Consider the following 14,909-nt stretch of genomic DNA (forward strand, 5'->3'; position numbering starts at 1 on the left):
ATTAGTAAGTAACTAATTTAATTTAAAATAAGAGGTGAACAAAATGCAAAACATTTTATTCCGTATTAACGAATTATCAAAAAAAGAAAGAACCTTTGGATTAACAGTTGATGAAAAACAAGAACAACAAATGTTGCGTCAAAACTATACAAAAACATTTCGCGGGAGCTTAGATTCCATTTTATTAAACACAAAAATCGTTGATCAAAATGGTCTTAACGTTACACCAGTTGCATTACAAGATGCTCAAATACGTTTAAAATTAAGCAAATGAAATCAAAGCTAAAAAAACAATCTTATAAAACATAAAAAGAGCTGAAATTCCTATATAGAAATTCCAGCTCTTTTTATTGTCTTTTCTAATTTAGTAAACGAGCGATACATCGCAATTCTCCACGATACAATCATCGCAAAAGCGAGTAAGAAAAACATTCCACTTAATTGGGTTAAATCAATCGACTGACTTAAATATGATTTTAATGCTACCCGGACAGCTAATAAACCAACTAAAATAAATATGAACGCTTTTGATGGTTTCATATATATGTCTTCGCCTCTTATTTCGAACTTAGATGTTTTAATAAGAAATATAGAGAAAATAAGTCCTACGCTAATTGCCTCTACTATTTCTAAAGACGTTAATCGAAACTCTGGTAAGAAGTACATCATTGCACCAGTGCTCATAAAAATTGGCGGTAATATAATTTTCTTTTTCGTTACCGGTTTTTTCGCTGACTTAAAGCGAAGAAACATAACTCCAACGGCCATACAAACCGCTACTATACTTGATAAAAGTGCTAAACTCATACTCTCCACTCCTATCTATTTAAAAGATTTTTTGAGCAAAATCATAAACCAAACGAGCCCAACACTTATAATGACATGACCTAATCCAGCCATATGGCTTAAACCATTAAAGTCAGTTCCATTTACTTGTAGAATACCTCTAAATACCATTGTAGCAATAGTAAAAATTAATCCTACATTATAAACAACAAACCACGCACGAAAACTTTTTGTTTCACGGACATTAAATACTTTAAATAGAGCTAAAGCGACCAAAAAGAATACAAAGCCGAGCACTAATACGTGCGTATGCACTAATTGCAACATAGTGGATCCTTTAATGCCTTGCGCTTTCGTATACTCTCTTGCAAATACACCTGATAATAAACCAATAATTAAGTAAATGAATGCTGCATTATATAATTTCTTCATCATATTCCTCCTGCTGTAGAACGACAATTTATATCGTCACTTTCCATATTCACTGCAATCATTTTACGCAAAGTTTATGAACGGAATATGAACAGATTATTACATTCTATTATTGAAAATAAAAAAGGCCATTCCACAACTATTAATTGTGGAATGGCCTTTTAACTTATTTTAAATCTTCAATTGAAAAGGCACCAGGCAGTAACTGCTCTACAGTCACTTCTTTTTCATCGCCTTTTACATTTGTTAGTAAAACTGGCATTTTCGGATCACAAAATTCAGCAATAACTTGTCTACAAGCACCACATGGTGAAATAGGTCCGTCAGTTTCTCCTGTAATGACTAAGTAACTAAAGTCGCGCTCACCTTCTGATACTGCTTTAAATATTGCTGTTCTTTCTGCACAGTTACATAAACCGTAAGAAGCGTTTTCTATATTACAACCAGTATAGATTTTACCTTCTTTTGTAACTAGCGCTGCACCAACAGGAAATTTAGAATACGGAATATACGCTTTCGATAACATCTTATTTGCTTCTTCGATATATTTTTTCTTATCCATATTATTTCCTCCTCAAAGTAAATGTAATTATGATTAGTCAGTAATAACTGTATGAACTAATTTAGGAGCCACTGCTGTTTCAGCGATAGAAATGTTCTCATAGATTTTTGCTTTTACATCTTCTACATTTTCGCGATTTGCATAAATCGTTACGAACGGCTCGCCTTCTTTTACTGCATCGCCAACTTTTTTACGTAACATTAATCCTACCGCTAAATCGATTTCATCTTCTTTTGTCGCACGACCTGCACCTAATAACATAGCTGCGATACCGATTTCATCTGCAACAATGTTTGAAATCACACCTGAAGTTTTTGCAGGTACATCAATTACATACTTCGCCTGTGGCATTTTTTCTGGATTATCTACAATTGAGCTGTCTCCGCCTTGGTTGCTTAAGAACTCTTTAAACTTCTCAGTTGCTTTTCCATTTTTCATCACTTCAATTAGCATTTCACGAGCTTCTTCTAATGTATTTGCTTTTTTCGCAAGTACGACCATTTGGCTTCCTAATACAAGTACTAATTCTGTTAAATCTTCTGGACCTTCGCCTTTTAAAGTATCAATTGCTTCCTTCACTTCTAGAGCGTTACCAATAGCAAAACCAAGAGGTTGTGACATATCTGAAATTACTGCCATCGTTTGACGTCCAACATTATTTCCGATACGTACCATTGCATGAGCTAATTCTTTTGCATCTTCTTCGGTTTTCATAAATGCACCCGCACCTGTTTTTACATCAAGTACGATTGCATCAGCACCAGCTGCAATTTTTTTACTCATAATTGAACTTGCAATTAGAGGAATTGAATTTACTGTTCCTGTTACATCACGTAATGCATAAATCTTTTTATCAGCAGGTGTTAAGTTTCCTGTTTGTCCGATAACAGCCACTTTGTCACGGTTTACAATATCAATGAACTGTTCTTTCGTAATTTCAACGTGGAATCCTTCTACCGCTTCTAATTTATCAATTGTCCCGCCCGTATGTCCTAAACCACGACCAGACATTTTTGCTACTGGTACATCTAAAGCAGCAACTAATGGTCCTAATACTAATGTTGTTGTATCACCAACACCGCCAGTTGAATGCTTATCTACTTTAATGCCTTCAATTGCTGATAAGTCGATTGTTTCTCCAGACTCAACCATTGCCATCGTTAAATCTGCACGTTCACGATCCGTCATATCTTTAAAGAAAATTGCCATTGCAAGTGCACTCGCTTGATAATCAGGAATACTTCCATCTGTATATCCATTAATAAAGAATTTGATTTCTTCAGTCATTAATTCTTTTCCATCACGTTTTTTCGCAATAATATCTACCATTCTCATTGTAATCACCATTCCTTTTTATATTATATGAATCTGTTAAAATAATAAGCCAACGATTGTTGCTGATAAGAAACTTACTAACGTTGCACCGAAAAGTAATTTCAAACCAAATCTTGCGACTACATTCCCTTGTTTTTCATTTAAGCTCTTAACTGCCCCAGCAATAATTCCAATTGAAGAGAAGTTTGCAAATGAAACTAAGAATACAGATATAATCGCTGTCGTTCTATCTGAGAAATTAAAGTTTCCTTGTGCTAAATCTGTCATCGCAACAAATTCATTTGATACAAGTTTTGTCGCCATAATATTCCCTGCGTTAACTGCTTCATGCCATGGAACACCCATAATAAATGCAAATGGTGCAAATACATAACCAAGAATTTCTTGGAATGAGATACCGATTACACCTTTAAATACTGCATTAATGAATGCGATAAGGGCAACGAAACCAATTAACATAGCTGCTACTGTAATCGCAACTTTAAATCCATCTATAATGTACTCCCCTAATACTTCAAAGAATGTCTTTTTCTCTTCTTCTTGTACTTCTAACATATCTTCTTCTTCAGTAACTTCATACGGGTTAATGATAGAAGCAATAATGAAGCCACCGAATAAGTTAAGCACTAAAGCGGTTACAACATATTGCGGTTTTAATAACACCATATATGATCCAACGATAGACATAGATACTGTAGACATTGCAGATGCACATAATGTATACATTCTTTTCTCTGGCAATAATCCTAGTTGTTTCTTAACTGAAATAAACACTTCAGATTGTCCTAAAATCGCAGAAGCTACCGCGTTATATGATTCGAGTTTCCCCATCCCATTTACTTTACTTAATACTAGACCGATAGATTTCACAATAATAGGTAATACTTTAATGTGTTGCAAAATACCTATTAAAGCTGATATAAATACGATTGGCATTAATACACTTAAAAAGAATGAAAACTCTTTTTGATTTACTAATCCACCAAATACGAAATTCACACCATCAGCGGCATATTTTAATAATTCTCCAAAACCATCTGCTATTCCGCTAATTAATATATTCCCTACGCTTGTATTTAATAATAAAAACCCCAAAATGAATTGTAATATAACCATCGTTATGATTGAGCGATATTTGACTTTCTTTCTATCATTACTAGCAAGCCAAGCGATACCTAAAATCAATACGAGGCCTAAAACACCGATTAAGTATTTCATAAGCCGTCTCCTCCCATTCGTATCCGCTTACATTCTTTTCAATTGTTAAAGCAATAGATACACTTTACTTTAAACGTGTATCTATTGCTTTTCACACTTTATTAATTAGTAATTATCTGTAGCACCTTTTGCATCATTTAATACGATTGCAACACTAGCACTTGCTCCAACGCGAGAAGCTCCAGCCTCTACCATTTTGTCTGCATCTTCACGTGTACGAACGCCGCCAGATGCTTTCACGCCAACGTTTGGTCCAACTGTTTTACGCATTAATGCGATATCTTCTGCAGTTGCTCCGCCAGTTGAGAATCCAGTTGAAGTTTTTACGAAATCAGCGCCAGCTTTTACTGATAATTCACAAGCACGAACTTTTTCTTCATCTGTTAGAAGGCAAGTTTCAATGATTACTTTTACAAGAGCTTTTCCTTTTGCTGCTTGTACTACTTCATAAATGTCTTTTTCAACGAACTCATTGTCGCCATCTTTTAAAGCACCTACGTTGATTACCATATCAACTTCAGTTGCACCTTTTGCGATAGCATCTTTTGTTTCGAATGCTTTTGTTTCAGTAGTGCTTGCTCCTAATGGGAAACCGATTACAGTACAAACGTCTACATCATGTCCAGCTAATTCTTCAGCAGCTAGCTTTACCCATGTAGGATTAATACAAACTGAAGCAAATTTGTATTGCTTTGCCTCTTCGATTACTTTCATAACATCTTCTTTTGTAGAATTTGGTTTTAAAATTGTATGGTCAATTAACTTTGCAATGTTCATTATCTTCACTCCTCATATCTTTTAACAACTTCATTCTAACTCTTAGTTGAACAAATGTAAATACACTTTTGAACTTTTGTTCATTCTTTTTTAGAAGGGAATTTCTAGTAATACATTGAAAGTAGTATAAGCTTGTAAATAAAGGATGTGAACCACTTGTTTAAGTCAAAATTCTTTATATTCACATTGCTAGTATGCACCTCACTATCCATATTTATTTTTTATAAAAGGGATGTTATTTTCCAAGAAGGAAACCCAGTTCCATTTGCTTTAGCTATGTCTAAGGTGGTTATTCAAGATAAAGAAATGGTGGAAGTAGAACCGATAGATAATCAATACCCCTACTTAGTAAAGCGCGGAAAAATGGAACCTTTTATCGATATGATGGAGCAAGATGGCTGGAGTTTTGTAGATAGAGATATTATGGCTAACTCACTAATTTTTGAAAAAGGAGATCAATCAAAGAGCGTTCCTTACAAATACTTTACAAGGTACTACACATTGATTTATTCATACTAAAAATAAAAGGCTTTCTCAAAATTAATATTTTGAGAAAGCCTTTTATTTCTAACCTTTTTGATAATGTAACAATTCTTTCGCTGTATGCTGATCTATAATTAGTACATTTGCATACCCGCCACGTAACGCACCGTCAATTGCTTTTATTTTTCTATTACCACCTGCAACTAAAATAGAACGTTTCTTTAATTTAAGTTCCTCTAACTCAATTCCAATTGTACGCTTATTAATTTCTTCGCTACTAATATTTCCGTCTCCATCAAAGAAACGTGAACAAATGTCACCGACAGCTTGTTCTTTCAAAATGTTCGTTTCATCCTTATCTAAATATCCTAATCGGAATAATAACGCTTCATCACGCACTGTTCCAACAGTGAAAATTGCAATATTTGCTTGTTTCCCCATTTCAATAATGTGATGAATATGTCTATCTTGCTCCACTAATTCTTTTGTCACCGCATTATCAAATATAACTGGAAGAGGTAGATTTCTTGGCGTCGTTTGAAAAGCATCTGCAAATAACGCGATCGTTTCATTCGCATATGTATTTACACTTGAGTGACTAATGCCACCTTTTAACTGGACAACCTCTACACCTTTCACATGTTGCGGTACGATTTTTCTAGCGATTTCATACATCGTCATTCCCCAGCTTACACCAACGATATCACCAGTTTTCACTGTCTTTTCCATATACTCAGCTGCATATTTACTAATATACTCCGTAATCGTTGCATATTCTGGTACTGGAGAAAATACGACATGCGCTTCTAACAGGTTATACTTTTCTTTAAGTAAATTCCCAACGTTATCTAAGTCAGCAAATGGATCAGCTATACTAATTTGAACAAATCCTTTTTCTTTCGCATACTTCAATAATCTAGAAATCGTCGGTCTTGAAATATTTAATTTATTAGCAATTTCTTGCTGACTATAATCTGATTGATAATATAATCTTGCAACTTCAACGCTTAATTGTTGTTTATCCTTATCCATAGTAACTCATTACATATCCTTTCCTGTATTTCCTTTTCGTTACAAGCATTATACAGCTTTATGCAAAAAAATTCGACTCCCTTATTTATCAACCTAAACTTCTACTCCACTTAGGATTTACAATGAAACTTTTATTTTTTAGCTTCATACACTCGATACAAATGATCTTGAATCAGATAAAGTGAAACTTTAATCAGTGGGGGTTTTGTTCATCCCCCACTGATTATTAGCCCTCACCAATCGGGCTTTTACGGGCAGTCCGACTCCCACCTAACTCCCTCGTATTCACCGAATTTTGAGGTGGGAGTCTTACTGCCCGCAAATAGCGGGATAAATCGATTCATATTTAATTCATTCTTTTTGTTCTTTCTGTAGTAACAATAACAAACATTAAATATCGTTTATGGAACTTCCTTAACGTACGGTAAAGCCAAGTTTTTTAATATAGAAATTCCTTAGCGTGCGAAATTCACGTTTTGATGGCGAGACCCCATCGCCATCAAGCTAAAATTTTATAGTACCCCCAGAACGAAATTTTGTGCTACTTGTAACAAAAAAGCACATTTTTTCGTTTTGGGGAGCAACCAAATTCTTAACTTGATGGTGATGGGATATTTACTTTTCTGAGCTTGATAGCGATGGACGATATCCCTATTACGTAATGATTGTTAGACGTCCAATTTGATTACACTCTTCAGCGAACCAAAGATCGCCATCCGGACAAAACGTGATACCATGTGGCTCTGCATTATTTGTAGGTATCGTATATTCCGTAATAACTCCTTCAACTGTAATACGGCTGATTTGGTTACCTCCCCATTCTGTGAACCAAAGATCTCTGTTCTTCCCAGGTATTATGGCATGAGGACGAGCGTTCGGCGTCGGTATAACAAATTCTTTGATCTCACCTTCGAACGTAATTCTACCAATTTTATTGCCTATGATTTGCACAAACCATATTGCTCCATCTGGGCCGCTCGCAATTCCAACTGGCCCGGAGTTAGGTGTTGGGATTGGATATTCTTTGACCTCACCTTTAGTGGTTATTCTCCCAATCCTATTGTTCTGATTCTGTGTAAACCATAATGCACCGTCTGATCCCAGAGTAATAAAAGAGGGAAATGATTTGGAGTTAGGCAATTCAAACTCGGTGATTTCCCCTGACTTTGTTATTCTTCCGATCCTACCATTATTCATTTCTGTAAACCATATTGCTCCATCTGGGCCTTCCGTTATGCCAAAAGGTGCAGCGTTCGTTGTAGGGAGTACATATTCTTCAAAAAGACCGTTCATCGACATTTTACCGATCTTACTTGAGTTATATTCCGTAAACCATATGTCACCGGTCTGGTCCGAGATAATTGACATAGCTCCTGCATTTGCTGTCGGAATGGGAAAAGAATTTATTTCACCAGTAGCATTTATTCTACCAATTCGATTCCCTTTCTGTTCCGTAAACCACAATGCTCCGTCTTTTCCTACGGCTATTCCATATGGTCCTGAATCTATTTCATTGACCACATATTCTTGTATCGTGATCCTCATATCATTTCCTCCCATTGAAAATTTTGAGTCTTGTTTTTCGGTATAATTTAGTTTTAAAAAGGACATTCCTGGTATTACAGTGGATGCCCTTTTTGCTAAATTATAAGATATTTTGTTAGAATTCAAAGTCTAGAATCATTTTACTGGTTTGACCTGTAAACTTATAATTATAGGACCCTTTCAGGCTTTCTAATTCACCAGTAGCTTTGATGATTGTTGCAGGGGAATCTAGATTTCCTTTATCAAATATCCCTTGCTCTATAGCTATAAATGTCCCTCGTTTTCCCTTATAAATTCCTTCGAAATGTAAAAATCCAGAAATTTTAGCAGTAGCCAAGTGACCATCATCTATAGTTGATTCTAAATAATATAATAAATATTCAACAAAAGCTTTTCCTTTTAATTCACCGTCAATATCATATTCGACATGGGCAATATTAATAGGGAAATCTTTTCTAGTGTCATTGACTGGCTTTTCATCCCATTTACTTACTGTAAATGTTACTTCCATACGCGTAAACCTCCCTTCATCATTAGATGAGTAATCTACCTCCAGTATATCACCTAAAAAGTACCATCAATAATTATATCTCATAGGAGTGTTTCTAAAGTAACGGATGCTACTGGTAAGACCCTGTTAAGAGCAAAAGACGACTTATTTTTTGTTCTTCTTATATGACATTGAAAGTAAATTTTTATTTAACAGTTTACTTTCATTTTTATTAAAAAAGAACACGTAGAAATTACTACATGTTCTTTATGAGACGGTTCATTTTTAAATATTACGTATCTTCTAGATTTTTCTTATTATATAGTTGTGTCCTTCTATTTCTTTTCCCTCATTTCAACAGCAAAGTTCATGATCTCTTCCTCTGTTAATTTTTCTTCAGTGGTTAAGATCGGACGGATTACTCTATACGTTTCTTAATTATTTCAATTGTACTAGAAATTGTGAATTAAAAAAGAGAGCCGTAGCCCTCACTTTCAATTAATAGCAATTAAGGATGCTTCGAGGGTATTTAATAGTCTACATTTTAAGGAATGTAGGCTAAGTAATATAAGTTAATCTGTTATTAATTTTGAATAAATACTTAGATCAATAAACTTTTCATTAGATTTTTCACACTTTCTCATTGTCCCTTCGAATGTAAAGTTTAACTTTTGTAAGACTTTTATTGAATTGATGTTTTCAGATTCAACTTTTGCTTCTATTCTATTGAATTCTAAAGTACTAAACGCATAATCCATTAAAGAGAGAATGGCTTCTGGCGCATACCCCTTACCCCAAAAAGCTTTACTAATATCGTAACCAATTTCTGCTTTGGCGTTTTTGAAATCAAATGAATTATAACCACAAGAACCGATAATTTCATTTGATTCTAATTCAATTATTGAATAACGAATAGCTCTGTTTTCCCGAGATAACTTATCAAGCATTTCAATCATATCTACCGCTTGGCTTTCATCAGTAAAACTATTGATATTCATAAATTTTGTAACTTCTGGATCCGCCCAAATTGTAAACATGCTAGCTGAGTCTGATACTTTCATTTTTCTTAAAACTAATCTTTCGGTTTGTAGTTCTGTAATCAATATTTTTACCTCCATTATGTTTTTATTTTGGGGTCAAGATATTGATATCTGCGCATAGTTCAGTCCCTTCGTGTTTCAAGATAATATTATTATAAAAGCTATAAAGGATGAACCAATAAATTCCAAAAATTTGGTTATGTTACAGTTTATGATAACTGCGTAATAAAGAAAAATGAAACAATTGTATTGTGATTTTTAAACATCTTTAATTTTATTCTTATTTACCGTTCGTTGAGAGCAATTATTTTTTAGTTGCTGTATTTCCCATTGCAATAGAAATTCTATTCCAACTGTTGATTTGATTAATTACCAGAACAAGGTCAACATATTGTTTCTCGTCATAGTGTTCACGTACTCGCTTATATAGGTCTTCAGGAACTCTTTTAGTGGGAATTAGAGTAATATGCTCAGATAGTTCAAGAGCAACTTTCTCTTCAGGTGTATAAAAATCACATTCATTCCAAGCATTCAAGCAATAAATTCGTTGTTCGGTTTCACCTATCTTACGGGCATCTGATGTATGCATATCCATGCAGAAAGCACAACCGTTAATTTGAGAGACTCTAATCTTTATAAGTTCTCTAGTAATTCGATTAATTGTAGATTTCTTAGTGTACTTCTCCATATCCATCATAATTTTCATGCCATCAGGTGCAACATCATAGTAGGAAATTCTTTGACTCATAAGGCAAGACCTCCTTTGATTTTAAGATACTTATAATTATACCTTCATACGAACATTCGTGCTATTTTTTTGTTTGTAAAGCATTCGAAATCAAAGAGAATTTCAGTTATAGACAGTGTAATTAGTTGTTTCATGGTACGTAAATATCGCAAATGAGTAACCGTATTTTCCAAACAAATATTTTCACTTTTTAATTACTTTATTATTACCGTCAGAATAAATTGAATAACTCTATTAATTTTTAAATGATTTTATTATAAATGAAACAATTTTATTATCACCAAACAACTACATAATTTTGATCAAACTTTATTCGAAAGCTACAGTGTTTTTATCTTCCTATAGTTATTTATGGGGATTTAGTTAATTTTTTCGTTTTGGAGAACAACTAATTTCTTAGCTTGATAAGCATGTGACGAGACCCCCTGCCCGTCAAGCTAAAGTTTTAATGTACCCCCAAAATAAAAATTTTCTTTCACTACAGTTAATTACTTTGAGAAGTCAGCGGATTTTTTCATTTTAGGGGGATTTTGTTTTGTTAGCTTGATAGTGATGGGATACAGCCAACATTTTGGAAGTTTTATATGCTAAGCGAATTTTAACCTAAAAAAGTCGAATTCCTGTACGTTAAGTGAAGTGGCATTTCATTCACATAATCCCTATTATCTGAAGTTAATAAAGTCTGTTACACTCTCTTCTTTAAAAACGTTTCCATAATATCCTTCTTGAATCTTTTATAATCAAGCTGAAAAGCTACATTATGCGTTTTATAGCCTGGATTAGTAGCAAAACGAAAGTCTGCAATACTTTGACCAAATCCTTCTCCTTGATCAGGAATTACTTTAATGGGTACTCTTGAAAGGCCAACAGCCTCTTGATTCAGCAAATACCACACTGTTACAAAATCATGCATAGGGCTTCCACTTATACCAGGATTAGACTTAGAGTAGAATTTATAATAATAGTCTAACATAGGTTTGATGATGAGTCCTGCAAGATCCTGTGTATTCCGATGAAATGCATCGATTTGCTGGACCATTTCGGGTGTAACAATCGCATGTTGAGTCACATTTAAAGGAATAATTGTCAAGTTCTTTGCATGCTGCAGAATTAAGTTTGCTGCATAAGGGTCTGAGTAAAAGTTAGCTTCAGCCACAGCAGTTACGTTACCTGGATAGAAAAAAGCTCCCCCCATGCAAATACATTCTCTTACGTTTCGCATTGTTTCTAAATTCAACACAAAAGTCGTAGCTAGCGAAGAAAGTCTTCCTAAATTGATAATTGTAAGATCTTCTAAATTTGATTCTATAATTTGATAAATATCATTTAAAGGATAAACTGGATATGAAATTTCAGGGGGAATGATAGGTCCTAATCCGACTTTTCCATGTACCTCAGGGAAATACTGAATCAATATACCTGTCAACGGTACAGAAGCACCAAGGAATACGGGTATCTCTTCTCTTCCCGCAATGTACTTCAAATAGTTAATATTTCTTATTGCATTTTCTCTGGATACATTTCCATAATCGGCTACAATTCCTACAAGTTGAATGTCTTTACGAAAAAAAGTGTACAGTATAGCAAACGCATCATCAATCCCCAAATCTGTAAACAGGAGAACCTTTTTTTTCATATCTCTTCCTCCAAAATCTATAGAATCCTACTTTCACTAATGATGTAGTGATCAGACTAAGCTTGTATGTATATATTTTATGTATTCTTAAAGAGTGGATTCTATTCACTTGAAATAGCTTTGCTCATCTAAATTTGATATTATGTTCAAGCGTAAGTTTCTGTTCTTAAGTTCATAGGCATGGTGTGCTATCCCATGCCCATCAACTTAAGAATTTTTTAACACCCCAAAACGAAAAAACAAGTTAAATTCTCATAGATAACTATCTTATAATTAATTATATAATTTATTTTGCAATATGATAATATAAAGATATTACACTTAAAAGAGGGGATTCAAATTGGTTAAAAACTTACCTTTACTAATAGTTATTTTAATACTAGATGTAAGTTCTTCTACATTAAGTACGAACGGATACTTTTCTCCAGTTATAGAATGGTCTTTAATGATTATAAGTATTATTTTAAACATTACTGCAGTTATAGGCTTATCACTACACGTCTTTGTATATCAACCTATGAAAAGATTTGAAAAAATTAAAATGAAATCTTCAAATAAAATAATTATATTTGAGGTAACACCACCTCGCCATCGAGTGTTGATTTAGAAAAAAGTTTAATTATAAATATTTTATGATATTTAATAAATTTAACTTATAAAAATATTTTTATTCTTATTCAACTATCCTGCCCCGTTAGTTTAAGTACATTTCTTCACAATTTTTACAGTGATAGTAACATAAATACCCAACAAAAAATCATCTCACCTCTAGAAATCTATAATGGTAGTTTTAGAATAAGTGAATAAGAGAAATAACCACCATTGATTATTTCTCTTTTCATATACATATTTATTTTTGGAAAAATAACCTAACTCCAAATACTAATAATACTGTGCCAGTAATACCCTCTATTGTACGGTTCACTTTTTCTTTTCTTAAAAAAGTTCTTAATTGACGTATTAGTGAGATATAAAGTAAATACCATATTGCTGTCAAAGTCGTAAATGTGAGTCCTAACAAAAGAAATTGGAAGAGATGACTTTGATTGCTCACAATAAATTGGGGTAGAAAACTTAGGAAAAACACAGCAGTTTTTGGGTTTAAGATTGCCGTGGTAAATCCTTGTCTAAAACTTTTAATCGTTCCAATATCCTTAGAGTTCATTTCCACTGAACCTGACATATCTTCTTTTTTAGACAAGGCACTTTTAATTGACTTTACAGCTAAGTAAATTAAGTAAAAAGCCCCAGCATATTTTATAAATGTAAATAACATAGAGAATTTCATTAGGATGGCAGAAAGTCCTAGTGTAGCCATTATTGTATGAATCATCATTCCAGATACCGTTCCTAAGACGGTCTTTATCCCACCATTTTTACCATGCGAGATAGTGTTTTTTGTAACTAAGGCAAAACCGGGACCAGGCATTATTATGATTAGGATTGCTGTGAGGATAAATAACAAATAATTTTCCATGTTCTAGTATTTCCTTTCCAATTTTTAGTTTTGCCTATAGTATAGCTTTTTTACTTAAAATATTAAATATAAAAAGCGTGATCAGGAGTTTATCGAGGTTATTATTATCAATTTGACCAAACATTACCCTAAAGTTACATTGATAAAACACACGGCAAACTTATGGGTAAAATTACAAGCTCGGCTCTCACAAAAAACGGGATAAAAAAATAAACAGCGGAACTAGTCCACTGTTTATTTCGTCACACCCTCATGTAATTTTTCTGTATAATCTTTTACATCCTTCCAGCTATCTTTCGCTGTATTTAAATCTTCTTTTATAAAGGTAAATTCTTCAGGGCTGATTCCTTTTACGTTTTGTAGTAAATTATTATATTTCGCACCTACCGTATACCACTGATTTGATATGTTTTGCAGTGCTGTAATTGCTGCATCAATTGTTTCTGTCATATTAGTTGTTTTATTTTTTGCATCTGTCAAAATTGCCACTTCTGCTTGCGATCCAGAAATTCTATTCTTTAAACTGGCTATTTCTCGTTCTGCATTTGCAATATCTTTTTTCGCAATCGCAATCATCGGTCCCCCCGCAAGACAAGTTATTAACGCTACGCAAAGTACACCACCAGCAATCACCATATCGTTACTCTTTTTGATCGAATCGTTATATGTATTTATTTGTTGCTCTAGAGCTGGAATACCAGCATTCGTACTCGCCAAAATCGAGGTTAATTGATTCGTATCCTCTTTAAAACTATTTGTGTCTTTCGCCATTCTATCGCGAAAAGCTTTCAAATTCCCTAATAGTACATCTACCTCATTTTGATTCTTTAAAATATCCGCATACAACTTTTCTAAATCCGCTTTTAATTTACCGCTATCCTTTTGATCAATCGCTGCTAACATGTCATTATAATACGCTTGAAAAGTATTATTGTAATTAATAATATTTTGATCCGTTTTCATAATTTGAGGCTTCATATTATTTAACCAATACGCCGCATTAATTTTTGCATCTCTTTGATGCTGAATCATATTTCCTTTAAACTCACTATTAATTGAACTTATTTTACTCAAATCAGTCTCTTGCTGATTTTGAATTAATTTTGCATATGAATCCATTGCGAATATGCTCGATGTCGTTTGCGCCATTACATCTTGGAATCCTGCTGGACCGAGAGAATAATTTTTTGCATTTTCTTGTAATGTTTTTACGTTTTGTTCCGCTGCAAAAGGATGTAAAGGAAGTGCATTACTCGTTGCCACCCCAGCAATCATGATCGTTAAAAGACATTTTTTATAAAATCTTTTCTGCATACTTTTCACCCATTCTCTTTATAAGGATATAAAA

17 protein-coding genes are annotated in these 14,909 nt (G+C 33.6%); 3 read left to right on the forward strand and 14 right to left on the reverse strand.

Annotation, left to right across the window (positions count from 1 at the left end; translation table 11 throughout):
* Positions 1–43: 43 nt before the first annotated feature.
* Positions 44–274 carry a DUF896 domain-containing protein gene (locus tag BG05_RS22055; RefSeq protein ID WP_002126840.1) on the forward strand — a complete coding sequence of 77 codons (231 nt, stop codon included), beginning with the start codon at positions 44–46 and terminating at the stop codon, positions 272–274.
* 50 nt (positions 275–324) lie between these two features.
* Here the strand turns inward: BG05_RS22055 and BG05_RS22060 are convergent, their stop codons facing one another.
* The 6 genes from BG05_RS22060 to deoC all read right to left on the reverse strand — a co-directional run bounded on the left by BG05_RS22060 (position 325) and on the right by deoC (position 5,110).
* Positions 325–807, reverse strand: coding sequence for a CcdC family protein (locus tag BG05_RS22060; RefSeq protein WP_002012104.1), 483 nt, complete (start codon positions 805–807; stop codon positions 325–327).
* A gap of 15 nt (positions 808–822) precedes the next feature.
* Complete coding sequence (locus BG05_RS22065) at positions 823–1,218, reverse strand: DUF2871 domain-containing protein (RefSeq protein ID WP_000737878.1); 396 nt, start codon at positions 1,216–1,218, stop codon at positions 823–825.
* A gap of 166 nt (positions 1,219–1,384) precedes the next feature.
* A complete protein-coding gene (locus BG05_RS22070) occupies positions 1,385–1,780 on the reverse strand; it encodes a cytidine deaminase (RefSeq protein ID WP_000358532.1) in 396 nt (131 codons plus the stop codon).
* Between the two features lie 33 nt (positions 1,781–1,813).
* Positions 1,814–3,115 carry a pyrimidine-nucleoside phosphorylase gene (locus tag BG05_RS22075; RefSeq protein WP_002126836.1) on the reverse strand — a complete coding sequence of 434 codons (1,302 nt, stop codon included), beginning with the start codon at positions 3,113–3,115 and terminating at the stop codon, positions 1,814–1,816.
* Between the two features lie 36 nt (positions 3,116–3,151).
* Positions 3,152–4,333: a NupC/NupG family nucleoside CNT transporter gene (locus tag BG05_RS22080; RefSeq protein WP_003188561.1), complete on the reverse strand. Its 1,182-nt coding sequence runs from the start codon at positions 4,331–4,333 to the stop codon at positions 3,152–3,154.
* Between the two features lie 105 nt (positions 4,334–4,438).
* Positions 4,439–5,110: a deoxyribose-phosphate aldolase gene (gene deoC, locus BG05_RS22085; protein ID WP_002012110.1), complete on the reverse strand. Its 672-nt coding sequence runs from the start codon at positions 5,108–5,110 to the stop codon at positions 4,439–4,441.
* A 156-nt stretch (positions 5,111–5,266) separates the two neighbouring features.
* On the opposite strand from deoC, the gene BG05_RS22090 reads away from it, so the two are divergent.
* Positions 5,267–5,629 (forward strand): hypothetical protein, encoded by a 363-nt coding sequence (locus BG05_RS22090; RefSeq protein ID WP_033733861.1) that lies wholly within the window; start codon positions 5,267–5,269, stop codon positions 5,627–5,629.
* Between the two features lie 48 nt (positions 5,630–5,677).
* On the opposite strand, the gene BG05_RS22095 is transcribed toward BG05_RS22090, so the two are convergent.
* From BG05_RS22095 to BG05_RS22120, 6 genes are all read right to left on the reverse strand, one after another.
* Complete coding sequence (locus BG05_RS22095; RefSeq protein ID WP_000356572.1) at positions 5,678–6,625, reverse strand: DNA-binding transcriptional repressor DeoR; 948 nt, start codon at positions 6,623–6,625, stop codon at positions 5,678–5,680.
* Positions 6,626–7,279: 654 nt separating this feature from the next.
* Positions 7,280–8,170 carry a Vgb family protein gene (locus tag BG05_RS22100; protein ID WP_016126772.1) on the reverse strand — a complete coding sequence of 297 codons (891 nt, stop codon included), beginning with the start codon at positions 8,168–8,170 and terminating at the stop codon, positions 7,280–7,282.
* Positions 8,171–8,285: 115 nt separating this feature from the next.
* Positions 8,286–8,681, reverse strand: a complete 396-nt coding sequence (locus tag BG05_RS22105; RefSeq protein ID WP_002141295.1) for a DUF3224 domain-containing protein — start codon at positions 8,679–8,681, stop codon at positions 8,286–8,288.
* 551 nt (positions 8,682–9,232) lie between these two features.
* Positions 9,233–9,763 (reverse strand): GNAT family N-acetyltransferase, encoded by a 531-nt coding sequence (locus BG05_RS22110; RefSeq protein WP_002126830.1) that lies wholly within the window; start codon positions 9,761–9,763, stop codon positions 9,233–9,235.
* A 241-nt stretch (positions 9,764–10,004) separates the two neighbouring features.
* Positions 10,005–10,448 carry a carboxymuconolactone decarboxylase family protein gene (locus BG05_RS22115; protein ID WP_000083030.1) on the reverse strand — a complete coding sequence of 148 codons (444 nt, stop codon included), beginning with the start codon at positions 10,446–10,448 and terminating at the stop codon, positions 10,005–10,007.
* 685 nt (positions 10,449–11,133) lie between these two features.
* The gene (locus tag BG05_RS22120; protein ID WP_002126827.1) at positions 11,134–12,084 is read right to left on the reverse strand and encodes a nucleoside hydrolase; all 951 of its coding nucleotides are present in this window, start codon (positions 12,082–12,084) and stop codon (positions 11,134–11,136) included.
* Positions 12,085–12,424: 340 nt separating this feature from the next.
* Between BG05_RS22120 and BG05_RS22125 the strand changes: the two genes are divergently transcribed.
* Positions 12,425–12,691: a hypothetical protein gene (locus tag BG05_RS22125; protein WP_002126826.1), complete on the forward strand. Its 267-nt coding sequence runs from the start codon at positions 12,425–12,427 to the stop codon at positions 12,689–12,691.
* 243 nt (positions 12,692–12,934) lie between these two features.
* Here the strand turns inward: BG05_RS22125 and BG05_RS22130 are convergent, their stop codons facing one another.
* Positions 12,935–13,561 carry a LysE family translocator gene (locus tag BG05_RS22130; protein WP_000432973.1) on the reverse strand — a complete coding sequence of 209 codons (627 nt, stop codon included), beginning with the start codon at positions 13,559–13,561 and terminating at the stop codon, positions 12,935–12,937.
* Positions 13,562–13,795: 234 nt separating this feature from the next.
* Positions 13,796–14,875 (reverse strand): non-hemolytic enterotoxin subunit C, encoded by a 1,080-nt coding sequence (nheC, locus tag BG05_RS22135; RefSeq protein ID WP_033708128.1) that lies wholly within the window; start codon positions 14,873–14,875, stop codon positions 13,796–13,798.
* Positions 14,876–14,909: the final 34 nt, after the last annotated feature.

This window comes from Bacillus mycoides (assembly GCF_000832605.1).
GTDB lineage: Bacteria > Bacillota > Bacilli > Bacillales > Bacillaceae_G > Bacillus_A > Bacillus_A mycoides.

Bases quoted from the DNA above. Each gene is read 5' to 3' on its own strand.
- BG05_RS22055 (WP_002126840.1), top strand. From the start codon at position 44: ATGCAAAACATTTTATTCCGTATTAACGAATTATCAAAAAAAGAAAGA.
- BG05_RS22100 (WP_016126772.1), bottom strand. From the start codon at position 8,170: ATGAGGATCACGATACAAGAATATGTGGTCAATGAAATAGATTCAGGA.
- deoC (WP_002012110.1), bottom strand. From the start codon at position 5,110: ATGAACATTGCAAAGTTAATTGACCATACAATTTTAAAACCAAATTCT.
- BG05_RS22070 (WP_000358532.1), bottom strand. From the start codon at position 1,780: ATGGATAAGAAAAAATATATCGAAGAAGCAAATAAGATGTTATCGAAA.
- BG05_RS22060 (WP_002012104.1), bottom strand. From the start codon at position 807: ATGAGTTTAGCACTTTTATCAAGTATAGTAGCGGTTTGTATGGCCGTT.
- BG05_RS22115 (WP_000083030.1), bottom strand. From the start codon at position 10,448: ATGAGTCAAAGAATTTCCTACTATGATGTTGCACCTGATGGCATGAAA.
- BG05_RS22120 (WP_002126827.1), bottom strand. From the start codon at position 12,084: ATGAAAAAAAAGGTTCTCCTGTTTACAGATTTGGGGATTGATGATGCG.
- BG05_RS22080 (WP_003188561.1), bottom strand. From the start codon at position 4,333: ATGAAATACTTAATCGGTGTTTTAGGCCTCGTATTGATTTTAGGTATC.
- nheC (WP_033708128.1), bottom strand. From the start codon at position 14,875: ATGCAGAAAAGATTTTATAAAAAATGTCTTTTAACGATCATGATTGCT.
- BG05_RS22075 (WP_002126836.1), bottom strand. From the start codon at position 3,115: ATGAGAATGGTAGATATTATTGCGAAAAAACGTGATGGAAAAGAATTA.
- BG05_RS22130 (WP_000432973.1), bottom strand. From the start codon at position 13,561: ATGGAAAATTATTTGTTATTTATCCTCACAGCAATCCTAATCATAATA.
- BG05_RS22105 (WP_002141295.1), bottom strand. From the start codon at position 8,681: ATGGAAGTAACATTTACAGTAAGTAAATGGGATGAAAAGCCAGTCAAT.
- BG05_RS22065 (WP_000737878.1), bottom strand. From the start codon at position 1,218: ATGAAGAAATTATATAATGCAGCATTCATTTACTTAATTATTGGTTTA.
- BG05_RS22095 (WP_000356572.1), bottom strand. From the start codon at position 6,625: ATGGATAAGGATAAACAACAATTAAGCGTTGAAGTTGCAAGATTATAT.